The sequence below is a fragment of the Bacillus cereus group sp. N6 genome (assembly GCF_016483705.1).
In the GTDB taxonomy this organism is placed as follows: domain Bacteria; phylum Bacillota; class Bacilli; order Bacillales; family Bacillaceae_G; genus Bacillus_A; species Bacillus_A wiedmannii.
The window spans coordinates 265036-290345 of sequence record NZ_JAEHBI010000001.1; the positions used below are offsets into that span (position 1 = coordinate 265036).

The window sequence follows — 25310 nt, forward strand, 5'->3', positions numbered from 1 at the left end:
CTCATCAGTCTGAAGCATTATTTTTAAAAATAAAAAGACATACTTTTTACTCGTACGTCTTTAGTACCTTTATTTTATAAAATAAAAGTTTTTTAGTTAGTTAAAATACTTTTCAAAACAAAAACAATCGTGAACTCGTTTAAATTGTTTTCTTATCTCTTCTTTATTTTCACCTGTATAATGAGCAAATGTTTGAACTGGATATAACTGATCTATATTACTTTTCATTACACCTTTTATCTCGTCTGTATGATCGGAATATACGTGTAAATATGAATCTACGATTACAAATTCGTTCTTTTCATACCATTCGTGTACCCATAAATTGTCCCTAGTCCACGCTTCCAATCGATTTAGGTTAAGTTCTTTCGCTAACTTTTCTGCCCCATTTAATAGTTGATTAGCAATCTTCATTCTACGAAAATCCGGATGAACTGCAATATGCCAAATCATGCCGCCAAGACCAGTTCCTCTTGAACAAACTGCACGTTCTTCTAATTCATATTCGATATCTATTAAACCCACAATTTGATTTTCATATACTGCTACTAATTCAATAGCAGGATTTTCATGTTTTTCTTTCTCTCTAAATACATTATCGTAATATGCTGTATCTAAAAAAGATAACACACGACAACGTACCCAACCAGTTTCATCCTCTTTTCTATACGCTCTAATTTCTATATCCATATAATTAAAAAGCTCCTTCTATTTCTGTCATTAATTTTTCGGGTCCTGCTCCTTTATTTGATGGAATAACTAATGTAATTCCTAAGCCTGGATATACGGCTGAGCGAAAACTGACTCCTGGATCATATCCCATTACATGATATTTGAATATCTTGTTTTCTCTTGTTTCAATCCATATTCCATAGCCGTAAGACTGATTATTATTTACTTGAATATGAGGAGTTAAAAGCATGTTTGTATATTCTCGGCTTATGATTTCATAGTTAAATAACGCTTCCCAGAACTTCAGCATGTCTGGCGCAGTAATAAAAGCACCACCATCAGAACCACCTTTTATTGGTATAGAGTAGGCGTTTGTTCTCCAATTTTGGTTAATTTCGTCTTTTATATATCCTAGAGCTGTGTGTCTTGGTAATCTATCTAAAGAAAAATAGCCAGAATCATTCATACCAATTGGATTGAATATGTTTTTTTCTATATACTCCGTAAATTTAAGTCCTGTCTGTTCTTCGATTATTAATCCAAGTATGATAAAACCGGCATTATTGTAATGAAACTTACTTCCAGGTGCAAACATCATATTTCTATTTTGGAATAATGGTAAGAAGTCTTTTAAATTTTTTAATAGATACATAGGAGTTTGTTCCCAAAGATCTTCGAAGTTATCCATAATACTTTCATCAAAATAATCTGGAATACCCGAACTATGCGTCAAAAGGTGATGTATTGTAATATCTTCATTGAAGTTTGGAAAGTTTATATGTAAACAATCTTTTAACTTTGTTTGAAAAGTAATTATCCCCTTCTCAACAAGTTGACAGATACCGATAGCAGTGAATATTTTACAACCGGAGGCAATTCCGAACCTTGTTTGTAGCGTATTATTTATACATTCATTGCGATTCGCGTAACCAAACGCCTCTTCATAGACTAAGCCTTTTTCTTCTTTTACTAAAATTACACCAGAGAAATCTATATGCTGATGCATTTCTTTTACAATGCTGTCTATTTGGTCTTTTGTTTTCATTACAAAAACCACCCTCGTTTATCAATATTGTTCACCCTTCTTATATTTCCATATATAGGAGGGTAAACCCTCCTATTGAATACCGTAAATCAAAACCCAGATTACTATTTTGAATTGATTGACTCAGAGGAATGCACTTTAGAATGTGAGGGCAATAAAGTAAATACACACAATATGATAGTTATAAGCAGCATTACCAATGAGCCTACAATAACCACAAGTTGTATAGAAATAAATTGAGTTGCAACTCCGAACAAAATCGTAATTAAAATGGTGATGCCCGCAATCACAAGCCCATATATACTCCCAATCCGTCCCATGATATGGACAGGGACATTATTTTGATAAAAGGTATAAAATCCTGTGTTTGCATACGCCATAGAGAAAGATAAAATAAAGAATCCAATAGCAGCTATTAAAAATTCATTTGAAAAAGCATAAATTAAATAACCAATTGCTATGAATAATGATCCTATTCCAATTAAAAATGAAGGCGCTATTTTTTTGGATAAAATTGTATTTGTTATAGCTCCTAAAATAAACCCGGCTCCAGCAATACTAACTAAAAAGCCATATTCACTATCTGTTAACAATAAAACTTCTTTCGCAAATGACAATTCAAGTGAATCAGTTGCGGCAACTAAAACCATCATCCCTTGAAATAAGAAATACACAAAAACGATATATAAAGATTTTTTACTGAAATTTAAAACGATGTTCCAATCTTTTTTTAGTACAGCTAAAGATAACTTATCATTTGACGTAGTAATATCGGATTTTTTATCAAGATTAGGTAACAGCAATGTAATTACTGCTGATAAGAGAAATGCTATAGCATTTATATATATAGCAAACTCCGGTGTACTTGCTATTAACAATACTCCCGCTATCGCTGGACCAATTAAAGAAGCACCAGATCCTATTAAACTACGTAATGAGTTGAAACGTTGTCTTTTCTCTACTGGTATTAATTTCGTCATATATGTCATAGCAGTTGGGTCATAAATTGCACTGGCCATACTGATAAAGAATACGAATACATAAACAATCCAAAGTGATGGAAGTAAAGGTAAAATAGCGATAAATACTGCACGATATATATCGAGGTGAATCATTAACTTCCGTTTATTTAAACGATCAATCATACTTCCTGACCATGCGTTTGTAAATAAAGCGGCTAATGGTTTAATTACATATAAAGTAGCAACAGCTAAGGCTGATCCTCCCATATTATAGACAAGTACATTCAGTGCTATTAAGTAAATCCACGCTCCTAAATTCGCAATTCCAACTCCAGACAGTAGTAATAAAGGATATTTCCAATCTTTAAGTAAGTTTTTCATTTTAGGCCCCCGCTTTCCAAATTGTATTTAAACAATAAAAAAATCCCACCCCCAAGACTTTTTGTCTTAGGGACGAGATTTATCATCGCGGTGCCACCCTAGTTTGTTAATATGTCGCCATATTAACCTTATCAGGTACTGCATTGTAAATCATGCTTATACCATAGCTCTATAACGGGAGCTCCCGTCACACCACCCCCTAATAAAAGGTTTCGATGTGCCGCTCAGAGGCTTGGTTCAATAAAGAATTTTTACTCCTTTTCAGCTAAATGGAGCTCTCTGTGAAAAATTCATTTTATTTACTCTTCTCTTCACTGCATTTGATTTTTTCCATATTATCACAGAAACATTTAACTGTAAATAAAAAATAATCAGATATTTAATAACGTGTTTCTGTTAATTCTTTTATTTATTATTTTTTCTAAAAATTACGGTGCGTGAAATTACTTAAATCTATAAAATAAAGAGCCTATTGTATATAGACCCTTCACTTTGTCCGAATTAATTTGTATTCGCCTCTACTAACGGTTGTAAAGGTGGTTCTAAGTTTAGTTCTAATGCATCGCCTTCTTGTATATCTTGTCCCTTTTCAATGCTTTGACTCGTTACATAGCCCGTACCTGTAGTCTTTAATTCTAATTTTAATAGTTTAGAGAAATACATAACATCACGCATGGACCAACCTTGTAAATTTGGCATTATTGCGTTCTTCCCTAATAAAAATATACGATCCCCTTCACTCATTACTTCACCAGATTGCGGATATTGTTTTATTATTTTTCCTTCGCCTAAAATTATCGGTTGGAGCTTCTCTTTTTTCACACTATTCTCTACTGTATCCATTGATTGATTGACATAGTTTTGTACTTTTAATTGGGATCGTTTCGTTGCATCTGCCATTTGTTTTTCTGTATATGGTTTCACTTTTAAATATTCAAGGCTATTTTTCATAACTGGTTTAAATATTTCAGCGAGCGGCTGAGCTCCATACTCATCTCCCTTTAACTTTGGCTGCTTAATAGCTAAGTATACAATTAACTCTGGGTCATCAATCGGAGCCATTCCTAAAAATGAAAAAATATAGTTTTCTTTTCCTTCCATATATCGTCCATTTTCAGGATTCGGAATTTGCGCTGTTCCTGTCTTACCTCCTATTGGATAACCATCCACTTTATACATTGTACCAGTACCTTTTGAAGACGTAATAACACGCTCCATTAAGTCTCTTACCTTGTCCGCTGTCTCTTTTTTTATTGGATTCCCAATTTCTTTCGGTTGATTTTCCATAATAACTTGTTTATTTATTGGATTTACAACTTTGTCAACGATATATGGTTGCATCATTTTTCCGTCATTTGCTATAGCAGTAGCTGCTTGGATTAATTGAATGGGAGTTACTGTAGAACCTTGTCCGAAAGAAGTTGTGACTTGTTGAATTTGTGTATTTAATAATAATGTGTTTTTACTTTCGCCAGGTAAATCTATTCCGGTTTTTTGGTTGAATCCAAATTTATTCATATATTGCTTAAATTTATCCGGTTTCAATAACTGATCTTCTAAAATAGAAAAAGCTACGTTGGATGATCTTTCGAAGCCTTCATCAAATGTAATAGATCCCCATCCAAACCCACCGTTATGATCTTTTATATCAGATGAACCAACTGAATATTTTCCAGATTGGAAATATTCTTTCCCGTTATATACCCCTTCATTTATTGCAGCAGCTAACGTAAATATTTTCATTGTTGAACCTGGTTCGTATGCATTTGCGATTGGATCATTTAAAAAGTACTCGATATCACCTTTATTAGGGTTAAAACTAGGTTTACTAGACATTGCTAAAACTTTTCCTGTCTTTGGATCCGCTATGATTCCTACTAACATAGAAGGATCATAGTGCTCTTGTGCCTTATTCATCGCTTCTTCTAGAAAACTATTAATTTGTTTATCGAGCGTAAGGTATACGTTATTCCCATTTTTAGCGGGTTCTATTTTCCCTATATCATTTGTAAGCGGGATTCCTCTTGGTGCTCCCACATATTCTATTTTCCCATTTGTCGAGCGCAAATATTTATCCAGACTCTTTTCAAGTCCAAATTTCCCTTCTGTATTTCCTTTATCATCAGGTCTAGCAAAACCAAGAATATAAGATGCAAAATCTTCATTTGGATATACTCTTGCTTTCTCTGACATAAAAGATACACCTGGGATTTTTAATTGCCTTATTTGTTCCTTCACTTCTCTAGATAAATTCCGGCCAACTTTTCCAATTTCAACTTGCGTACGTCCATCATGAAAATTTTTTAATACATCCTCTTTATCAATTTCAAGCGCATCAGCTAATTGCCTTGCGGTTTCATCTTTATTTTTCACTTTATTTGTTCCTTTTAAATTCACAACAACACGATATGTTGTGGAATCTTGGACTAGCACTTTTCCAGCTTGATCATAAATCGTGCCACGATTTGCTTCCAAAACACCCTTTTTATTATGTTGTTCAGTTGCAAGGTCCTTTACATCTACATTATGGACGACCCCTACTGCTTGAATATAGAAAAAACGCAAAAGCATAATAAGAAACAAAACAATAAAAGCAACCATAAAATACCGCGCGCCTTTATTCGTTTGAAGTTTATGCATATTTATCCCCTTTCTTTCACAATTAACTACTGCAGAGGTGTGCTACAAATTATGTAATTTTTGCTTTCAATACTATATGTTTCGAACTTTTCCTTTTAATTCCTTTAAATCGTTCTGAAAGTAGCTGTTGTTTCTGCTTTTATTTTTCTATTTACAGTACGGTGCGTGAAATTTACGAACATTCCGTCACAAGATGGTTAACTTATACAAATTTAATAGGAACTTATGATGCTAATTCCGTTGTTCTTTCGCCACTCTTTTCATACGCATACCCTTATCTTGTGCATAATAAAAAAGTTCCCCTCTGGATTTCCAAAGGAGAACTTTTTAACAAACCTATAAATAGTTATTTATAAAAATTAAGCTATATGATTATATTTCGCTAAAAAAGGAATTCGTTTCGCTACTAATGCGTACATTTTAAATACAAATTTCGCTATCGGTTCAAACATACGTGTACTTTGCACTACTAAACCGCTCGTAATAAATGTTAAGAACGCAGCACCAAGTATATCTAGAGGATAATGAACTCCTACGTACATACGTGAAACACCAACTAATACTGCCCATATAAGAGCGACATATTTAAGTTTTTCTCCTCTAAGTAAAAATACACATGCAATTGAAAATACAAGTACAGAATGATCACTAACAAATGATGAGTCTGCTGCATGTGGCACTAATTGATGCACATCATGTGATACAAATGGACGTGGATGGTAATATACCGCATGTATCACAACATTTACTAGTAAAGCGATAATGACTGAAAGTGTCGTATATAACACTGTATATTGTTTTTTAATGGCATTGACTTTCTTTCCATTATTAAACCATAAGATAAACATAAACAAAATTGCTACATATACAGCACTATTTGTAATAGCAATCATTAGCGTATCTAATAGTTTGGATGATCCAGCAAAATTATTAAACCATTGAAATACTGTGTAATTCATAATACTCTCTCCTTAAATAAAAGCGTTCTTGATTTACACAGTATACAACATCAATATGAAAATGGGCTTAAACTTTTCTCATCTAATTCTCATTTTACTAGTACTCATTTGACAATAGTAAGACTAATTATAACGGCTAATTATGTATAAAGCTGAAAAACCTTTCAAATAATACGAATCATATGCTTTTTATGTGTAGAATACATAACATAGCTATTTAAATATACTAGTTGCGAAATCATATTTTTATTACATACGAAGTGCGATATTACCAAATTGTTCTCCTTGTTCCATACGACTTAACGCTTGAATAGCTTCTTCTAACGAATATACTTTATCAATAATTGGTTTAATTTTATGTTTCTCTATAAACTTAACCATTTCATGAAATTCCTCACGGCTACCCATAGATGTTCCCATTATATCGATTTGATTATAAAATAATGCTCGTAATGGTAATTCAATTTTATCTCCTGAGCTTGCACCAAAATTAACAATTCTCCCATTTGGTTTTAATACATCAAAGTATTTTAAGAATGTTGCTGGACCTATACTATCAATTATTAAATCTACTTTCTCTCCGCTTAAACTCTCTTCCCAATTTCCAGAACTATTAAAAGAAAAGTCTGCGTCATATGTTTCGGCAAACCGTCTTTTACTCTCTACCCTTGAAGTAACACTTACTTTTGCACCAATTGCTTTTGCAAATAACATGGCAAATGTCGCTACACCGCCGCCTATGCCTGGAATTAAAACATGTTCTCCACACTTTAATCTACCCTTTGTAAAAAGCGCTCTATATGCAGTTAGTGCCGATAAAGATAGAACCCCAGACTCTTCCCAAGTAAGATATGACGGTTTTTCCACTACATTTTCAGCTGGCACAATAACATATTCAGCAAACGTTCCATCCTTCGGTCCACCTAACACCTCTGGTAACTCAGGTATTTCTGCAATATTATCCCATCCAATACTAGGATTAATAATAACCTCGGTTTTCAATAAAGCACCTGAAACCCCTTCTCCAATTTCCGTAACAATACCTGCACCATCTGACCCTAGAACTAATGGTAATTGCATTTCTTTTCTGTTATTCATTATAAATAAATCACGATGATTTAAGCCGGCTGATTTTAATTTCACTTTCACTTCTCCAGCATTAGGTGTTATCTCTGGTAATACTTTATATTCTACCCCTTCAAATCCAGCTTTATATTGATGTACGATAGCTTTCATTTTTATTCCCCCTTTATATTTCTAATGTACTAGAAAGTTCGAAATAAACAAAATAATTTGACCGTAAAAAAGAAGGAATGCACAAAACATCCCTTCTTTTTGAATTATTAAAGTGAAACGGTAGGCAGTGTAATCGTAACGATTGTTCCTTCGTCTTCTTTACTCTCTATTTGAATCGTTCCGTTGTATTTCTCTACAAGTCGTTTTGCAATAGACAAACCTAGACCGTTTCCACCCTGTTTTCGACTTCTTGCTTTGTCCACACGATAAAAGCGGTTAAGAACAAAAGGTAAATCAGCTTCGGGTATTCCCGCTCCACGATCTATGATACAAATTTTAACTTTCCCTGATTGTACACTAGATTCAATACAAATATATTTATTAACTTCTTTTGTATATTTCACTGCGTTATCCATTACGATAATAATAATTTGTTCTAAGTAAGATGAAGGTATTGAGACATATGCCACATCTCCACCCAGTTTCATATCAAATTGAAATTCAGTTTGAAGTACGGCAAAATTTTGTGAGACTTGTTTTAATATGCTATTTACATGGACTGGATCAGCTGCGATTGGATGCATCTGTTCTGATTCAGCTCTTGATAGTTCTAGCAATTCTAAAACTAACTTATTTAAACGATCAACTTCCTTTAAACTGGATTGAAGCGATTTATTTAAAACTGCTGGATCATCTTTCCCCCACCGATTTAACATAGACAAATGTCCTTGAATAATTGTTAGTGGTGTTCTCAGTTCATGGGATGCGTCTTCTACAAACTGCTTCTGTTGTGTAAAAGAAGTTTCTACCTCATCCATCATTTCGTTAAAAAGAAACGATAATTTTGCAAGTTCATCATTATTTTCACGTACTGGAACCCGTTCATTTAGTCCATTTTTCTTTATACGTTTCATCGTATCCGTTATATTTTGAACGCTTGATAATAGTTTTTTCGTGATTAGTAGCCCACCTAAAAAACTAAAGATTAATCCACATATTCCGGCAATAACCATTACCACTAGAATAATTTTTAATAAATGATCGAAAGCCTCTAAGTTTTTCGTAAGTTCAATGGTACCAGTGAACTCTTTTGTTTGAATTGGTATACGCTTAACTAATATGCGATCTTCTACATGTCTTTTTATAAATAATTCCTCATGTGTAACTTGTTTTGGTTTTATCCACGATTCATTAAACTCTCGAGAAACAGAAACAATTGTTTTCCCGTCCATACCGATAATACGAATCATTTGATGTTTATCAATCATATTGTTTAAGAAATCTTTACTGTTTTCAAACGTTTTACTCGAAAGGCTATCATTTTTATCTTGGAAATAGGCCGCTATTTCTGTCACTTGTCTATTTATTTGTTTCTGTTCATAGTCTATAGTCCACTTATTAATTACAATAAACTGCAGAGCACTATATAAAATGAATAAAATAAATACTAGAGTAGTGGACCAAAGTGTTAATTTCCACTTTATAGGTAGATTTCGAATTCGTTGCACACTATTTTTGATCATTTCATTATATATCCAGCACCGCGGACCGTTTGGATATATTCCTCCTTATCTACACTATGTAACTTGTTACGTAAATAACGAACGTATACATCAACGATATTTGTCTCAACCATCGCGTCATATCCCCATACTTGATCCAATAAAACATCACGGGTAAGTACTCTATTAATATTTTTCATAAACATCAGTAATAGTTCAAATTCTTTATTTGTTAGTTCGATTTCTTCATTTCCTTTCGTAATCGTTCGCGATTCAATCTGGAGCTGTAAATCTTTGAATGTAAGAGATGAAACATGTTTATTTTCTATATGTTCTTCTCGTCTAAATATAACTCTCATTCGCGCTAACAGCTCTTCAATTGCAAATGGTTTCGGAAGATAATCATCGGCTCCGCTATCTAATCCTGTCACGCGGTCCATAATACTATCGCGTGCAGTCAACATAATAATAGGTGTATTTTTAGTTGCCCTTAATCTACGACACACTTCTAGTCCATTTAACCCAGGCAGCATTAAATCAAGTAAAATAAGATCATAATTTGTTTCAAGTGCGGCTTCTAATCCCTTCCTTCCATCAAACTGAATGTCTACCTTATATCCTTCATACTTTAATTCTAATTCTAAAAAATCAGCTAAACTTTCCTCATCCTCAATAATTAATATGTGTTGCAACAGTAATTCCTCCTATACAGTTAAATGAATGAGTAATCCTATCCCAAATATAATTGCAATGATTTGATGTGCTTTTCTATACAATATCAAGTTTGTTTTTTTATTATGTTTCTGTAAGAAAAATCCAACGATTCCTAGTATGATTAAAATGAAAAGAGAGAATATACCACTATAAAATATAAGCAGATGCCGACTTCCTTTTAATAAAAAATAAATGCCGTGAGTAATTGATACAGCTAATACAGTATATCCAATTAATACGTGAAACTTTTTAATAAAAAGATATACATCCTTTATCAATTTAAACCCAATTATATTTTTCTTTTTTAAAAATAACCATATGTGACGTAAAATCCATAACGATGCAGCTAAAATTGCCCCGTATTCACCGAAAGAACCTAATTTCTTATTTAACCATTTCATATTTAATGCGTTGCCGTATATTACATTAATAAATAACAATGCTATACTACAAAAAATAATAGTAATGCCTATAATTTTAACATACAAATGAAAATATTTATTTCTTAGTAGCTTCTCCAATTCATTCAAGCTCCTTCCTTATAAACCTTCTGTAACAAGCAGAATATCAAATTAAAAAGAAAGGAACATGAGAGAAAGATTAAAATAAAATGAGAATTTGAAGATCACTTAATTTTATCCCGCTTTAATGGGCAGTAAGCCCCCCACCTCAAAATTCAGCGGAAGCAAACAAGTTAGGTGGGGGATCAACTGCCCATAAAAGTCCGATTGGTTCAACTAATAATCAGTGGGGGATGAAGAAAACCCCCACTGATTAAAGTTTCACTTTATTTAGCAATCTTTTTAGCTTCCTGTATTATTTTTTGAATAAACGGTGCCTTTTCCTTTGTATATGAAACACGATCAAAAGGATATGTAGTTGCAAGTTCCTCTTTTAATTCTCTATATTCTTTCTGTGCCCATTTATGCTCTATAAGAAAATCACGAAATAAAATGTTATTCTTCCACTCCTCACTATTATAAATATAAACATGCAAATGATGGGTACCAGCTCTCCATTTTCCCTTTCTAAAAAAACGCCAATTAGGGGTTTCTTTTGGAACATACTCATATCCAATTTTTAATAACGCTTCAATCCACTTTTCCGTAATTTTCAAATCAGTTACACCAATCATCATATCAATTAGAGGTTTCGCTCCTAATCCTTGTACAGATGTGCTCCCTATGTGTTCAATAGCAATACAATCTCCTCCGAATAAAGAAATAAATTTCTCTTTTTCTATTACATACTCTTTATGCCATTCTTTTTCATATGGCTTAATAACGATTTGTTGTTCCATTTTATCCACCCTCTTATAATCTTTTATTATTATATTTATAAAATTTCATGTGATTAACATAGGATTTTCACAAAATATGTCGAATACTGAAATATACAACTTTATTATAATAAATGCGAGGTATAATATGAAAGATATTCCAGTTGAAATTCAATTGAATCAAGTTACATTCCAGTTAAAAGAACATCAAAATTTTGATTGGCTATTGAAATTAGGAAACGTATTTGCGGTTTTTGACCAGCAAGATTCAGGCAATCTATCTTTTGGTGTAGAAAAAGATGGGCGTAAGAAATTTATTAAATATGCAGGGGCACAAACACTTGCATATGAAGGAACTGTGAAAGACGCTATTGAAAGGTTAAAAAAATCGGTTTTCCTATATGAGGAATTAAAGCATGACTCGCTTATAAAACTAATTGAACACTTTCCAGTTCACTCTGGATATGTATTAATTTTCGATTGGTTTGATGGTGAATGTCTCCATTCGCATTGGAGTTTTCCGCCTCCTGAAAAATATACTAATCCAAGCTCTCCATTTTATAAATTTAAACATTTATCAGTTATGGAACGAATTCAATCATTACATTCCATCTTTTCTTTCCATACATATGTCGAAAAGAAAAACTATGTAGCATTAGATTTTTATGACGGTAGTATTTTATATAATTTTCATACAAATGAGACGAAGATTTGTGATATTGATTTATATTCTAAAAAACCATATGTGAATAAAATGGGAAGATTATGGGGCTCCTCGCGTTTTATGTCTCCTGAAGAATTTGAGCTAAACGCTATGATTGATGCAAGAACAAATGTATTTAATATGGGGGCGATGGCTTTCGAAATTTTAGGAGATGGAAAAGATCGTTCCTTTACAAAATGGGAAGCAAGTAGGAATTTATATGAAATAGCGTATTGTGCTGTAAATGAAAGCCGAGCTGAACGATATGAATCAGTTAAAGTATTTTATGAAGAGTGGATAAACGTGGCAAATGCTGAAAAGATATAACCTATATTATTAAAAACATAAAGTTTCTACTATAATCATGTATAATACATATAAAATGGAAATTCAAAATAACGAGGAAAATATTATGAACTTTGTTTATATTAATCAAAACGTATTAAATAATCTTCTTTACATTTTAAGTAGTATATTTATTTTTTATTTTATATATGATAGCGGACGCTATTTAAAGAAATATAAAAAATTACTTATTATCCTTTGTACGAGTATCCCTCTTATTTTATGTATGCGCTATCCAATCTATATGGATGAAAATTGTATTCATGATTTAAGACAAATACCAGTTATAATAGGCACACTTTATGGTGGCTTCCCTGTTGGTATCATTTTGTTTGCTATTTTATTAATTACAAGATTTTCATTTTATGGATTTAGTATGTTAACAATACTAGTTTATGGAACAATGTTTATCGTTACAGCATTCGCATCCGCAAAATTTAATAAGTATAATAGAAAAATTAAAGTAGCTTATGGAATGTTTTTAACATTTTTTCTAGCAATATTTACAACTGTAATTGTATTAACTTTATCAGATTTTGAAGTGAATAATTTGTACATTATTTATTTCATAATATTACCAACCATTTTGATGTTGTTTGGCATTTATTTTAATGAAGTTTTAAAAGATGCAGTATGTATGCGATCGAAGATGATTAAAATGGAAAAAATGGAGATTGTTAGCCAACTTGCTGCTAGTATATCGCACGAAGTAAGAAACCCCTTAACTGTCGTAAAAGGATTTACTCAACTTTTAAAAACACCTAATTTAACTCCAGAATCAAGAGACGAGTATATTGAACATATACTTGAAGAGTTACATCGTGCACAAGGAATTATTGATGATTATTTAACGTTTGCCAAACCTGCTTCAGAAAAATCAGATCATATTTCAGTAGAACAAGAGTTGAACCGAGTTATTAATATGATCTTACCATTATGCAATATGAATACAATACATATTACAAAAGATTTTTCCACAGCAACAATTGTAGGCAATAAACAGCACTTTCAACAATGTTTTTTAAACTTAATAAAAAATGGGATTGAAGCAATGCCTAATGGTGGTACTTTACATATCTCCTCATCTATTAGTAATAATAAAGTTATTATTCGAATTGAGGATAGCGGAATTGGTATGTCACAAGAGCAAGTAAATCGATTTGGTGAACCATATTTTAGTACAAAAACAAAAGGTACAGGTTTAGGTACAATGGTTGCTGTTAAGATCATTGAAACGATGCAAGGTAGTTTGAAAATCCGAAGCGTTATTAATAAAGGTACAACTTTGACAATTACATTGCCGAGATGTAATATGAACTCATCTGAAAACAAATAAAAAAGGAGCATAATTGCTCCTTTTTTATTTGTTTCGATACATAAGTATCTTCTATGTTTTTTAAGTTTACATTTGTGGAGACTAATTAGAAATTAGTACCCTCCGCCCCAGCAGCTGCATCCAACGATAATTAATAAAATAAATAACACAACTAATAACGCGAAACCTCCACCAAAACCACAAGAACCACCGTAACTCATATTTTCTCCTCCTTTTGGTTTGAAAACTAATAGGTAGTTGATCATTTTAACTGGTTCGTATTATACATTATGTAAATATCCCTTTTTTGAGCATGTCCACATAAAAATAAGTAAAAGCACTCATTTGAGAGTGCTTTAAAATGGATACCAAAAGTTTTGAAATACATGTAACTTTAAATACACTGCAACAATTAAAATAAAAATGCCTACAAATAAAGCAATGAAATCCCCGCTTTTCGCTTTATTTGTATAAAACCAAGTTCGTGTATTCTTCTTTCCAAATCCTCTTAAATCCATTGCATTTGAAACTGTATCGATTCTATCTAGTGAATGAATAATTAAAGGCCAAAAAATTAAGACACGGTTTTTCATACGAATCCATAAACTTGCTTCTCCTTTTTCAAAAGCTACTCCTCTCGCCTCTTGTGCATGTTTAATAACTTTATATTCGGACTGAATATCAGGTATATAACGTAATGCAATATTTATTGCATATGTAATCTTATAATGAATTCGAAATTTACTTAAGCTACTCACAAATTTGCTTGGATCAGTCGTGTATATATAAATAAGTGTAAATGGTAATAACGTAAAATATTTTAATGAAAGTGTAGCTGCATAAAATAATGTTTCATATGTAATTGTTGCATATCCGATATGTAAAAACGAAGTATATGATTCGGTTAATTCAGATCCATGAGTTGGTGTAATAAATAAAATCATGACAGAATTTAATAAACTAAATGTAAATATAACAGTAAAAACAATGCAAATTTTACGAAATGGAATTTTAGCAATAAATAGTCCGATACATCCAATTATAAATACAAATAGCAATATACGAAAATCAAAAAATAAAAAAGTAAGTGTCATACAAAAAATAAATAACAACAGTTTCACTGCTCCATCCATGCGATGAAAATATGTACTATACACCTTCCTCCCCCCTAATATCCTCAAAATAATGTTCCATAAACCTTTCAGGATATGAAATTCCACTAAATTTAACTAGTTTGAATAAAGAACTTTCCCTTAGGTTCGCCCTTTGTAACGTTTCTGTATCCCCTAATACAACGCACGCGGAATTATTCGCAATAATTTCCCCTTCATCTAGAACAATCGCTCTGTCTGCATATTCTAAAGCGAGATTCATATCATGTGTGATAAAAATAAAAGATATTCCCTTTACAGCTAGTTTTCTAATAAACGACATAAACTGTTTATAATGATAATAATCTTGTCCCGCTGTCGGTTCATCTAATATGATAAGTTTCGGATTTGCTATTAGTACAGATGCAATCGTTACTCTCTTCTTTTGTCCATAACTTAATGCCTGAATTGGCCAATTTCGAAATGGATACAAACCACAAAGTTTTAATGTTTCTTCCGCTCTAAGCTTAATTTCTTCCTTTGAAAACTTTTTTAATTTTAATGAAAATGAAACCTCTTCTATAACAGTAGGTTGTGTAATCATCTGATTTGGATTTTGCATCACATAACATATAACCTCACCACGTTTACGAATAGACCAAGAATTGATATTTACTTCATCAAATACAATCCTATCATTTTTTGTTTTGTTTATGCCTATAAGACTATGAGCTAATGTTGATTTACCGGCTCCGTTATGGCCCAAAAGTGCTACAATTTCACCTTCATATATGGAGAAATTTACATTGTCCAATACTTTTTGTTTATTAGGATAGGAGAATGACAAATTCTCTACTTTCAATAATTCTTTTTTTGTAGGAGTACCCTTAAAAGAAACTTGCTTCTCCATCCACTCATCTATTATGCTACGAACACTTTCCCTTTGAAGATTTTCAAGCGGGTAGTATATTACGTCATTATTACCATCAAACTGCAATTTCTTTAATACTTCTACGTACATAGGCTCTCTTAAGCCGATAGATGGTAATATATTTGACGCTAAAATCTCTTCTGGTGTCCCTATCGCAACAATTTCCCCTTCATTCATTAAAATGATTTTATCTAAATCCAGGTTTAACATTTCTTCTATTCGATGTTCAATAATTACAATTGTTTTATTATATTGTTTATGTATGCCTTTAATAAGTTCTATCGTATGTAAACTACTTGCTGAATCTAAATTTGCTAACGGTTCATCGAACAATAATATATCAGCATTTGTTGTTAACAAACCTGCTAAAGAAACAGTTTGTTTTTGCCCTCCTGATAATTCATGTGGACTTTGTTTACGAAAAGCATGCATCTTTACTTTTTTTAATGAGTCCGAAACAATCTTTTTCATATCATCTTGATTTACACATTCATTTTCTAAATAAAAAGCTACATCCTCTTCTACTGTAAGACTTATAAATTGAGCATCTTGATCTTGCAAAATTGTTCCTACCTGTTTACTCTGTTCAAAAACACTCTCTTTCCTCGAGTCTTTTCCGGCAATTAAAATATTACCAGTACTAATCCCTTCATAAGAAAAGGGGATTAGCCCATTTATACAATGAGCTAACGTTGACTTCCCTGAACCACTTCGTCCAGCAATTAGTACTTTTTCTCCAGGGTATATATGAAATGTAATGTCTTTTACAGTAGGCTGCGCAGCATGTTCATATTGAAAGCTGAATTGTTCAAAAGAAATGATTGGTTGCATGTTAACATCCCTACTTTTCAATTTTTAAATGTGTATGTTTCTTATTAGATTTAGCTAGACCTATTGTAATTGGCAATCCAAGAACTAAAAATACAATAACATCAGCAATTGTTGCTCCTAATACTTGTATAACAATTTTGTCAAATGGTTCTCCCATCACAATAACATCGAATGCCCCAGCAAATATAATAGCAATGACAATACCAATTAACCCAGTAATGGCTAAATAAGAAATATCCCGCTTATTATACGTCCCGTTTTTCACACTAAAGCTAACTCTTTTTTGAATGAGTCCCATTGCAAAGCCGATAATGCCTGAACTAATAACCCAACCCCACCAAATACCCCATCCAGCGATTGTATCTGTTACGGTATGACCGATAAGTCCTATTAAAAGTCCTGCCACTGGGCCAAATAACGCTCCAAAAACGGTTAAAATAGCTAATGCAGGTTTAATAAATGTATTGGGTGCAATAGAAAATCCCCAAAGTCCTAATAGCCCGTATAATGCTGCTCCAATTCCGATTGCTACTACTAACTTTGTTGATAATTTGTTCATTACAATTCCCCTCCCGTATTAGTCAACTTTTATTACTCTATATTTATTTTGAAAATGAATTATGCATCGACACTCCCTTTCTATACAACAAAAAATGACCCCTTACATAAGAGGTCATTTTCTTCACGTTCAAGAATCCTCTTATCTTCCAAAAAACACATCGTGTCCTCTGCGGAATTAGCACCTTCCTATAAATTTATATAGGGGTTGCTGAGGTTTCATAGGGCCGTTCCCTTCACCTCTCTGGATAAGTATTAATTTGTAATTCGTATTATGGCACTAATAAGTATAAATTTCAACACTTTTCTAATTATTTTTATTTTTCGTTTAACTGTACATTTAAATCATTGTATTCTTATAGGAATTACGAAATAATGAATTCAAAATAGTTACGGGAGGAATGTACGATGAAAGTAATCGGTTTAATTGGTGGACTAAGTTGGGAATCTACATCGTTATACTATAAACATATTAATACACTTACACTCTCTCAATACGATCAAAATGCGAAGCTTGTTTTATATAGCATGGACTTTGGTGAAGTAACTACTTTATTACAAAATCATCAATATGAAGAAGTGAAAAACGAATTAGTCACAGTCGCAAAAAAGGTTGAAAAATCCGGAGCTGATTGTTTATTAATGTGTTCCAATACGGTCCATTTATTTGCTGAAGAAGTAGAACAGGAAATATCAATACCACTCCTTCACATTGGTGATGTAAGTGCTAAAGAAATAGTAGAACATAATATAAAACGTATTGGACTATTAGGAACGAGACAAACGATGGAACAAGACTTCTATAAATCACGTCTAGCGAACTATAACATTGAGACAATTATTCCAAATAAAGAGGAAAGAAATTTTATTCATTATGTTATTTTAAATGAATTAAGTAAAGGAATTATTTCAGAAACATCAAAAGAAAAGCTATTACAAATTACAAACTCATTAATTCAAAATGGCGCAGAAGGTATATTGCTAGGCTGCACTGAAATACCATTGCTCATTTCCCAAAACGACCTTACTGTACCTGTTTTTGATACCGCTTTTTTACATGCAAATACTGCTGTGCAGTTTGCAGTATAATAAGATAAAAGCATAAAGGTAGTGCCTCTATGCTTTTATCTTGTCTAAACTATTTATTTAAAAGAGATGTAATCACTGCAATTGCTTCTTTAGTACCACCACATTCTAAAAAACTATCATTCAGTTTTCGTATACCAAGTTTATACTTTTCATTTGAAAGAACGTCTGTTACCGCTTCATTTAAAGTTTGCACATTAACATTCTCTTTCAATAACCGATGTGCTGCTTCAAGTTCAGTTAATCTTTGCGCTATCATTGGCTGGTCTTTATCGTGTGGAATTATAACAAATGGGACATTAAAATAAATGGCATCGTGTACGCTATTCATACCACCATGTGTAATGAAAACATCTGCTTCACTTAATATTTCTGATTGGGGTACGTATGAAGCAATTATAAAATTGTCTGGCGCTTTCTTAATTTTTGAACGATCATTTCTATCACCAATTGCCATTACAACTATTCCATCAAAATCCGAGAAAGTATCAATGCAAGTATTAAAGAATGGTTCGAGTCCTTCAAGCAGTGTCCCCATTGAAATATAAATAACTTTCTTATCTTTAAGTAATTCAAATGGAAACTGTACATTTGTTTTACGCTTTGAAATACTCGGTCCAATAAAAATGTTATTTCTTCCAAATAAATCGCTATTAGGTTGAAAATAGCGACTTGTGTACACAAGAGTAATATCTCCCTTGTTATGCATAAATTGAAGATTATTTTTAGGTGTTACTCCAAATTCATGTTCCATTTGATATAGTAACTGTTCAGAAATTTTATCAGGTTGGAATGGTATTTCTGCATTTGGATGAAAAGGTAATGTTTCCAAAAAATTTGGAGGAATTAAAAATATAGGAGAAGAAACTATGCCTGGAATTTGTAAATACTCCTTTACTAACTCTCCAGCGCCAAATATATCATAAATTACGAAATCAAAATGTATGTTTTCACATAATTGTTTCGTAATTTCTAATATATATAAAGAAGTTTGAACATGTACACGAAAGAAAGAATTCAGCCCATCTGGAGTTTCAGAATCAATAGAAATCTCCTTTAATAAATCTGGATGTGTATATACAGTAGCTCCCAAATCTTCAATTCTGCCTTTAAATTGTTCTGTCGTAATATAATGTACGTGATCACCTCGTTCAGTATAGGCTTTGACTAAACTTAATGTAGGATTTACATGTCCCTCTGCTGGAAAATTAACCACTAAAATATTTAGCACTTATTTCTCACTCCTTACATTTCAATTCGCTTATTAAGCATACTGTAATTATTACCGTCAATCTTCACCTAATAGTCCTAATATGCTTGCTACTTTAGGTTGATAAATAATTGTTAGTGATTAAATTAAAAAAGGCATCTACATAAGTAGATGCCAAACCGTGATAAGGAGTGTTCTGTGAGGTTAGAATAAGCTTTTCAGCTTGTCCTATGCTATCAATATATGATTTATTTTATAAAATGTGAATAATTGATAGAATGATTTTACCTCTCTATCACCCATTTTGAACCTATTTCTAAATAAGTCGACTCTAGTTTCTGTACTATTTCATATGTTTTAACCTTCTTGAGAGCTATCTATTTTTATAGTTTCTCCAGTCAATCTCTTATTTTTCAGTTCAAAATAAGCATCTAAAACTTCTTTTCCAATATCAGAGTTAATACCAGATTTATCATTAATAACCCACGGCACAACTACAGAGAATGATACTTCAGGATTATCATACGGCGCATATCCTGCTAACGTTAAATTATAACATTCTCTTCGCTCACCTTTTTCATTTCTTCCAATATCACTTTCTCCACCGTATACTGTCTGTGCTGTCCCTGTTTTACCTGCTGGCTTATAAGATGCTTTTTGGAACGCCCTTACTCCTGTTCCATCACCTTCTTGGAATACCTTTCTAAATCCTTCCTTTACTTGATTTATATATTCCTCTTTCATATCTATCTTATTTAAAACGATTGGTTCTACTGCATGCACCACTTTACCAATCTCATCTTTTTGCGACGTTTGCTCTCTTACCTCTTGAACAATTTGTGGCTTCATTCGATATCCACCGTTTGCGATTGTTGAAATATACTGTACAAGTTGAAGTGGCGTATAGGTGTCATACTGGCCAATTGAGTAGTCTAGTAAGAAACCAGGTTGATTATCTTTTTTACCAATTTGTCCAGCTGTTTCATTTGGTAAATCAATACCCGTTGGAACACCTAATCCAAATTGCCTGAAATAATACCTCATTTTATCAAAGTACTCCTGTTTAATATTTAATGAACTATTTTTCACATAATCTACACCTGCAATTTTTAATGCTGTATGAAACATATAAACGTTTGAAGAGACTTGTAACGCTCTTAAATCATCAATATTTCCAAACTCTTTCCAAGACTTTTTTTCCTTTGTTCCTTTAAACTTCATAGGTGCATCATAAAAATAAGTACCTGGTGTTATAGCTTTCGTTTCAAATCCAGTTAAAACTGTCGCACCTTTAACTGTTGATCCAAGCTCATAAGAACTAGTCATTGTGCCTAATGCATAGTCTTCAACTTCTGTTTTTCCGTCTTTTTCTACAAGTCTTTTCCCGGCCATGGATAATACTTGTCCGTTTTTCGGATTCATCATCACAACGAAAGCACGGTCCAACATGGATTCTGACCCTTTATATGTCTTTAATATTTTTTCAATACTTTCTTCTACTTTCTTCTGTAATTCCATATCTATTGTTAAAGTTAAATTCTTACCGCTCTTTCCCTCAGAAACGATTTCCGTTCTAATTGTATTACCTTGTTTATCTGCAACGCTTCTTACTTCTTTTTTTGTACCATGAAGTACATCTTCGTATTGCTGCTCGATATAACTTTTTCCAACCCTATCATTTCGGCTATAATCACGTACCAAGTAGTAATCTAATCGTTCACTTGGTAATCCTTCATCGGAATTAGAAACATTTCCAAGAACAGATCGGAATAATCCATCATTTACATACACTCTCTCCCAATCAACAGATACGTCTACACCTGGGAGATTCGCTAAACCTTCACTAATTATAGTAAATTCCTTTTCACTAACATCTTTTTTAATAATTTGAGGAGCCATTTGATAACCAGAAGTCATCTTACTTTTAATAGCTAACACTTTTATATCTTTCTCTGTTAATTCCTGAAGATTTTTATCTGTAACCCGTTTTCTTTTTAACTCTTCTATTTTTTTATCTAGCTTCTTGCCGCTAATATCCTTTTCTCTAAATGTATCTATTTCTTTTTTCGATACTAGATTTTCAGCCAGTTTCGGATTTAATTGCATCCAAAAATCTTTCTTATCTGTCTCAGTTAACTTAGCTATATCTTCTTGCGGCATTTCAATTATGTCTGCAAGTTGTCTTGCAGTTTTTAATATATCTTCTGATTTTACACCTTTCATCTTTGTATATGTAATTGTACGTAAAGATTTATTATCAACTACTGGATTGCCTTCTCTATCAAATATTTTTCCGCGTGGGACAGATAGGCTCACAGTTGCATTTTCTCTCTTTTCTACTTCATTTTTATAAGTCTCTCCATCGAAAATTTGCACTTTACCTAACTGTATAATCATTGCAGAAAATAATAAAAATACACAAAGAAATAAAATATTTAACCGCGTCGGTATTGCTCTACCACTTTTTTTCTCATGCTTTTTCACCTTGTCATAATCTCCTCCTTACCGAATTCCTACTAATAATTGAATCTATATATTAAAAGTAATGCACATTTTCTATACAGTACTTTGCACAAATATTAATATACTGATAAAAACTTAATAGAAATTAAAACAAAGGTTAAGAAAAGGTAAAGTTTACTAAATTAAATATAAAAATCCCCAATAACCAAAAGTTAAGCTTTTGGTTATTGGGGATTTAGTAATTTAAGAGTTAATAATTGGACGTATTGATTCGAATCTATCATCATAATTTGATAGAGATTTTTCGCTCTGAGCTTTCGGCAAGTAAATCGTTACTGTTGTCCCGACTCCAACTTCACTCATAATACTTATATTTCCTTGATGACTTTCAATGATTTTATAACTTAACATTAATCCGATACCGGTACCTTTTTCTTTCGTACTATAAAAAGGCTCACCTAATCTCTTAATTCTATCTTCAGGTATCCCTATTCCTTCATCAATTACATGAATAATGACACCTTCATCGTTTATCTCTTTAATATGAATTGTAATTTTCCCGCCATCTGGCATAGCTTCGATTGAATTTTGCAAAATATTAATAAACACTTGTTTCAATTGATTTTCTGAGCATTCAATGCTTATGTCTTTGTTGTCTGCATATAGTTCCACTTGAATATTCGTCATAATTGCTTTTGTATTCATTAACGATACGACATTATTATAAATTTGATAAATATTTCTTTGTTCTGTATTTATCTCATCTGTTTTAGCAATTGATAAAAACTCTTGAAGAATCGCTTCTATTCTTTCAATTTCAGAAAGCATTAAATCAAAATATTTTTCTTGATCTTCTTTATTAATTTGAAATAACTGTATAAACCCTTTAATGACAGTTAATGGGTTCCTCACTTCATGAGCCACACCAGCTGCTAATTGACCAATTGCTGCAAGTGTATCTGATTTATTTAGCAATTCTTCTGTCTTTTTCCGTTCTGTAATATCGCGTACAATGATCATAATTTTATCATGTAATAATGGTAAGCATCTAGCTTCAAAGAAATCGACACTCCCATTAATTGTAAGTGGATATTCAACAATTACATTCGTCCCTTTTTCCTTCACTTGATGAATTGCTTCCTGAAACTGCTGTGCTACTGGAGATGGTAATACTTCGAAAAACTTTTTTCCCATAAAAGCTTGTGCCGGTACGTAAAATTTCGAAGGGGATCCTGCTTTATAATCTATAATTGTGCCATCATCTTCTGTTAAGAAACATAAATCTGGTAAAGCCTTAAAAATTAATTCCAATTCAGACGTTTGTTGTTTTAACTGGTCTTCTATCGCTTTTAAATGTGTAATATCTACTCCGACAGCCCAGTAGCTATATCCTGTTACAGGAAACTGTTCTGATATATTGGACCACATGATTGTTTTGATTTCACCATTTTTACATGTTAAGTGCATTTCCCAATCCCTGAAATTTTTTCCACAAGTTAAAAATTTCGTTTGTATTTGGTGACGATAATTATGATCTGGGTACAATAATTGTAGGGCATTTGGATTCCCTATTATTTCTTCAGCTGTATAACCTGTTACAATTTCACACTCCCGATTCCACAAAACAAAATCTCCATTATAATCAAGCGCATCAACCATAACAGGCATGTTTTGTAAAATCGTATGCAGTTCCTCCTCTTTTCGAGAAAGCAACGTTGTATTTTTACTTTGAAATACCTTTGTTGCTCCATCTATAATTAGATTTGAAAGCATTTCAAAGTATTTTTGACAATTGAAAATGTCACTTTTGTTTGACCATACTACAAAAGATCCTAAATGTTGATTGTATAAAAAAATGGGGATTTCAATTTTGGGAAGTTTACATATTTTCATCTCATTTATTCCAAAAGAAAATATACATTCTTTTTCAGCATCAAGAAGTTGATGTGATATGTTGGTTAATTTATAAAACTGTTCTGCCATGGTTTCTATTGTACTCACATCAATAAGTTCCATTAGCCGCGCATTCATTCCTTTTTCACCTCAATATGTAAAATTAATACAAATTCAAAATTTATACTTCTCCATTATACGTAGAATGTGCCTTTAGGTATATAGCTGCAGAATAATTATTCGAATAAATTTTATTTTCCAATTAAAATAGAGAAGAATTTGCGTATAAAATGAATCCTTAATCAGTACGTATTTTGTTCATCACATATTAATTCTGAATGTACGACCAACCTAAAACGGGTACTCATGCAGAAACCGGATTTTAATATCAGAGTCATACACATCGATTTTAGTAGTATAAAAACACAAAAAATATAAAGTTCATAAAATTTTCACAATTAATATGAAAAATATAAACATTTATTCCAATATATTCTATATAATAAAAAGTAATAAGGCTTCTATGAATCTCATAGAATACCTTACCCCTAATAAAAAGAAAAAAAGAATCCATTTGGATTCTTTTTTTCTTTTTATATTACATTACATATTTATATAAAGCATGTGCAACACCGTGTTCTTCATTTGATAAAGTTTCGTATTTACACATTGCTTTTATTTCTTCGACTGCGTTCCCCATTGCAATTGATATGTTTGCTTTTTCCATCATGGATACATCGTTTAGCCCATCACCTATCGCTACAGTATTTTCAACTGGAATATTTAGATGTTCTGCTAAAGTATATAATCCATTTCCTTTTTGAGCATCTCGATGATTAATTTCTAAATTATGCCAATATGAAGATGTAATTGCTAAATCAGTATTATGCAGAAACGCTGCTTTTAACTTTTTTAATTTTTCTATGTCATAAGAAAATGGTAAAAGCTTATGCACATGTATATCAGTTTCTACAATCGGTTTACAACTTTCTGCACTATGAAACGCTGTATGCTCAAGGTATAAAGCTGCGATCGTTTCTAATTCTTTCAAGTCGAAATTTTCTTTTGAATTCTTCACATACTCAATTTCATTACGTACACTCTCTACTCCATAATCCGGTACATACACACCTTTATCAGTATAAAGCTGATAATATAAGCCATTCTCTTCAAGATATTCTACAATCTCAAGTGCTTGCATATTTTGAATTGGATATCTCTTCATCATTTTTTTATCTTTATATATAAGCGCACCATTTTCCGCAATAATTGGACACTCTAAATTAACTTCTAACAACAATCTTTCAATGTCGACGATAGAACGTCCTGTACAAATTGCTACAACATGACCCGCTTCCTGACATTTTTGAATTGCTTCTGCATTCTCTTTACTAATCATTTTATTCCCTGAAAGAAGAGTTCCATCTAAATCAATTGCGATTAATTTCATTATTTCTTCACCACTTTCTATAAATACACGAGTTCATTATAAAC

The 25310-nt window shown here is 32.1% G+C and carries 21 protein-coding genes, 1 riboswitch and 1 other annotated feature; of the genes, 3 read left to right on the top strand and 18 right to left on the bottom strand.

Going from position 1 to position 25310, the window contains the following annotated elements:
* Positions 1-96: 96 nt before the first annotated feature.
* The 10 genes from JDS99_RS01440 to JDS99_RS01485 all read right to left on the bottom strand — a co-directional run bounded on the left by JDS99_RS01440 (position 97) and on the right by JDS99_RS01485 (position 11411).
* Positions 97-690, bottom strand: a complete 594-nt coding sequence (locus JDS99_RS01440; RefSeq protein WP_199694303.1) for a GNAT family N-acetyltransferase — start codon at positions 688-690, stop codon at positions 97-99.
* 4 nt (positions 691-694) lie between these two features.
* Positions 695-1717: a serine hydrolase domain-containing protein gene (locus JDS99_RS01445; RefSeq protein ID WP_097908434.1), complete on the bottom strand. Its 1023-nt coding sequence runs from the start codon at positions 1715-1717 to the stop codon at positions 695-697.
* A 104-nt stretch (positions 1718-1821) separates the two neighbouring features.
* Positions 1822-3060: an MFS transporter gene (locus tag JDS99_RS01450; protein ID WP_199694304.1), complete on the bottom strand. Its 1239-nt coding sequence runs from the start codon at positions 3058-3060 to the stop codon at positions 1822-1824.
* Between the two features lie 65 nt (positions 3061-3125).
* Positions 3126-3384, bottom strand: a binding site (T-box leader).
* A gap of 177 nt (positions 3385-3561) precedes the next feature.
* The gene (locus JDS99_RS01455; RefSeq protein WP_199694305.1) at positions 3562-5700 is read right to left on the bottom strand and encodes a penicillin-binding protein; all 2139 of its coding nucleotides are present in this window, start codon (positions 5698-5700) and stop codon (positions 3562-3564) included.
* 359 nt (positions 5701-6059) lie between these two features.
* Positions 6060-6659, bottom strand: coding sequence for an undecaprenyl-diphosphatase (locus tag JDS99_RS01460; protein WP_199694307.1), 600 nt, complete (start codon positions 6657-6659; stop codon positions 6060-6062).
* A 249-nt stretch (positions 6660-6908) separates the two neighbouring features.
* On the bottom strand, positions 6909-7895 hold the full coding sequence (locus JDS99_RS01465) for a zinc-binding dehydrogenase (protein WP_098856990.1): 987 nt from the start codon (positions 7893-7895) through the stop codon (positions 6909-6911).
* A gap of 107 nt (positions 7896-8002) precedes the next feature.
* A complete protein-coding gene (locus tag JDS99_RS01470; RefSeq protein WP_199694309.1) occupies positions 8003-9418 on the bottom strand; it encodes a HAMP domain-containing sensor histidine kinase in 1416 nt (471 codons plus the stop codon).
* The gene (locus tag JDS99_RS01475; protein ID WP_071723193.1) at positions 9415-10089 is read right to left on the bottom strand and encodes a response regulator transcription factor; all 675 of its coding nucleotides are present in this window, start codon (positions 10087-10089) and stop codon (positions 9415-9417) included. The genes JDS99_RS01470 and JDS99_RS01475 overlap by 4 nt, the downstream gene beginning before the upstream one ends.
* Positions 10090-10101: 12 nt before the next feature.
* Entirely contained in the window at positions 10102-10632 is a 531-nt protein-coding gene (locus JDS99_RS01480; protein ID WP_061678537.1) for a hypothetical protein, read from the bottom strand.
* Positions 10633-10898: 266 nt separating this feature from the next.
* A complete protein-coding gene (locus tag JDS99_RS01485) occupies positions 10899-11411 on the bottom strand; it encodes a GrpB family protein (protein WP_097908632.1) in 513 nt (170 codons plus the stop codon).
* A gap of 127 nt (positions 11412-11538) precedes the next feature.
* Here JDS99_RS01485 and JDS99_RS01490 point away from each other — a divergent pair, with 127 nt between their 5' ends.
* Both JDS99_RS01490 and JDS99_RS01495 read left to right on the top strand, forming a co-directional pair.
* Positions 11539-12420 (top strand): protein kinase, encoded by an 882-nt coding sequence (locus JDS99_RS01490; protein WP_199694311.1) that lies wholly within the window; start codon positions 11539-11541, stop codon positions 12418-12420.
* An 85-nt stretch (positions 12421-12505) separates the two neighbouring features.
* Positions 12506-13774 (top strand): sensor histidine kinase, encoded by a 1269-nt coding sequence (locus JDS99_RS01495; protein WP_098047620.1) that lies wholly within the window; start codon positions 12506-12508, stop codon positions 13772-13774.
* 92 nt (positions 13775-13866) lie between these two features.
* On the opposite strand, the gene JDS99_RS01500 is transcribed toward JDS99_RS01495, so the two are convergent.
* The 4 genes from JDS99_RS01500 to JDS99_RS01515 form a co-directional block, all read right to left on the bottom strand.
* Entirely contained in the window at positions 13867-13974 is a 108-nt protein-coding gene (locus JDS99_RS01500; protein ID WP_000120182.1) for a YjcZ family sporulation protein, read from the bottom strand.
* A 135-nt stretch (positions 13975-14109) separates the two neighbouring features.
* Entirely contained in the window at positions 14110-14910 is an 801-nt protein-coding gene (locus tag JDS99_RS01505) for a CbiQ family ECF transporter T component (RefSeq protein WP_199694313.1), read from the bottom strand.
* Positions 14903-16606: an ABC transporter ATP-binding protein gene (locus JDS99_RS01510; protein WP_199694315.1), complete on the bottom strand. Its 1704-nt coding sequence runs from the start codon at positions 16604-16606 to the stop codon at positions 14903-14905. The genes JDS99_RS01505 and JDS99_RS01510 overlap by 8 nt, the downstream gene beginning before the upstream one ends.
* Before the next feature lie 10 nt (positions 16607-16616).
* Positions 16617-17165: an ECF-type riboflavin transporter substrate-binding protein gene (locus JDS99_RS01515; RefSeq protein ID WP_199694317.1), complete on the bottom strand. Its 549-nt coding sequence runs from the start codon at positions 17163-17165 to the stop codon at positions 16617-16619.
* A 138-nt stretch (positions 17166-17303) separates the two neighbouring features.
* Positions 17304-17419: riboswitch (SAM riboswitch) on the bottom strand.
* 153 nt (positions 17420-17572) lie between these two features.
* On the opposite strand from JDS99_RS01515, the gene JDS99_RS01520 reads away from it, so the two are divergent.
* Entirely contained in the window at positions 17573-18253 is a 681-nt protein-coding gene (locus tag JDS99_RS01520) for an aspartate/glutamate racemase family protein (RefSeq protein ID WP_097908621.1), read from the top strand.
* Positions 18254-18302: 49 nt separating this feature from the next.
* Here JDS99_RS01520 and JDS99_RS01525 read toward each other — a convergent pair whose 3' ends face one another.
* From JDS99_RS01525 to JDS99_RS01540, 4 genes are all read right to left on the bottom strand, one after another.
* On the bottom strand, positions 18303-19481 hold the full coding sequence (locus JDS99_RS01525) for a macrolide family glycosyltransferase (protein ID WP_097908619.1): 1179 nt from the start codon (positions 19479-19481) through the stop codon (positions 18303-18305).
* Between the two features lie 336 nt (positions 19482-19817).
* Complete coding sequence (locus JDS99_RS01530) at positions 19818-21944, bottom strand: penicillin-binding transpeptidase domain-containing protein (protein WP_199694319.1); 2127 nt, start codon at positions 21942-21944, stop codon at positions 19818-19820.
* A gap of 222 nt (positions 21945-22166) precedes the next feature.
* Positions 22167-23954 carry a PAS domain-containing sensor histidine kinase gene (locus tag JDS99_RS01535; protein WP_098133340.1) on the bottom strand — a complete coding sequence of 596 codons (1788 nt, stop codon included), beginning with the start codon at positions 23952-23954 and terminating at the stop codon, positions 22167-22169.
* A 460-nt stretch (positions 23955-24414) separates the two neighbouring features.
* Entirely contained in the window at positions 24415-25266 is an 852-nt protein-coding gene (locus JDS99_RS01540; protein ID WP_087984415.1) for a Cof-type HAD-IIB family hydrolase, read from the bottom strand.
* Positions 25267-25310 lie beyond the last annotated feature (44 nt).

What these genes read in the sequence shown, in the direction of transcription:
- JDS99_RS01465 (WP_098856990.1), bottom strand. Translation starts at nt 7,895, where the DNA reads ATGAAAGCTATCGTACATCAATATAAAGCTGGATTTGAAGGGGTAGAA.
- JDS99_RS01520 (WP_097908621.1), top strand. Translation starts at nt 17,573, where the DNA reads ATGAAAGTAATCGGTTTAATTGGTGGACTAAGTTGGGAATCTACATCG.
- JDS99_RS01450 (WP_199694304.1), bottom strand. Translation starts at nt 3,060, where the DNA reads ATGAAAAACTTACTTAAAGATTGGAAATATCCTTTATTACTACTGTCT.
- JDS99_RS01470 (WP_199694309.1), bottom strand. Translation starts at nt 9,418, where the DNA reads ATGATCAAAAATAGTGTGCAACGAATTCGAAATCTACCTATAAAGTGG.
- JDS99_RS01440 (WP_199694303.1), bottom strand. Translation starts at nt 690, where the DNA reads ATGGATATAGAAATTAGAGCGTATAGAAAAGAGGATGAAACTGGTTGG.
- JDS99_RS01460 (WP_199694307.1), bottom strand. Translation starts at nt 6,659, where the DNA reads ATGAATTACACAGTATTTCAATGGTTTAATAATTTTGCTGGATCATCC.
- JDS99_RS01535 (WP_098133340.1), bottom strand. Translation starts at nt 23,954, where the DNA reads ATGAATGCGCGGCTAATGGAACTTATTGATGTGAGTACAATAGAAACC.
- JDS99_RS01515 (WP_199694317.1), bottom strand. Translation starts at nt 17,165, where the DNA reads ATGAACAAATTATCAACAAAGTTAGTAGTAGCAATCGGAATTGGAGCA.
- JDS99_RS01485 (WP_097908632.1), bottom strand. Translation starts at nt 11,411, where the DNA reads ATGGAACAACAAATCGTTATTAAGCCATATGAAAAAGAATGGCATAAA.
- JDS99_RS01500 (WP_000120182.1), bottom strand. Translation starts at nt 13,974, where the DNA reads ATGAGTTACGGTGGTTCTTGTGGTTTTGGTGGAGGTTTCGCGTTATTA.
- JDS99_RS01445 (WP_097908434.1), bottom strand. Translation starts at nt 1,717, where the DNA reads ATGAAAACAAAAGACCAAATAGACAGCATTGTAAAAGAAATGCATCAG.
- JDS99_RS01490 (WP_199694311.1), top strand. Translation starts at nt 11,539, where the DNA reads ATGAAAGATATTCCAGTTGAAATTCAATTGAATCAAGTTACATTCCAG.
- JDS99_RS01455 (WP_199694305.1), bottom strand. Translation starts at nt 5,700, where the DNA reads ATGCATAAACTTCAAACGAATAAAGGCGCGCGGTATTTTATGGTTGCT.
- JDS99_RS01495 (WP_098047620.1), top strand. Translation starts at nt 12,506, where the DNA reads ATGAACTTTGTTTATATTAATCAAAACGTATTAAATAATCTTCTTTAC.
- JDS99_RS01540 (WP_087984415.1), bottom strand. Translation starts at nt 25,266, where the DNA reads ATGAAATTAATCGCAATTGATTTAGATGGAACTCTTCTTTCAGGGAAT.
- JDS99_RS01510 (WP_199694315.1), bottom strand. Translation starts at nt 16,606, where the DNA reads ATGCAACCAATCATTTCTTTTGAACAATTCAGCTTTCAATATGAACAT.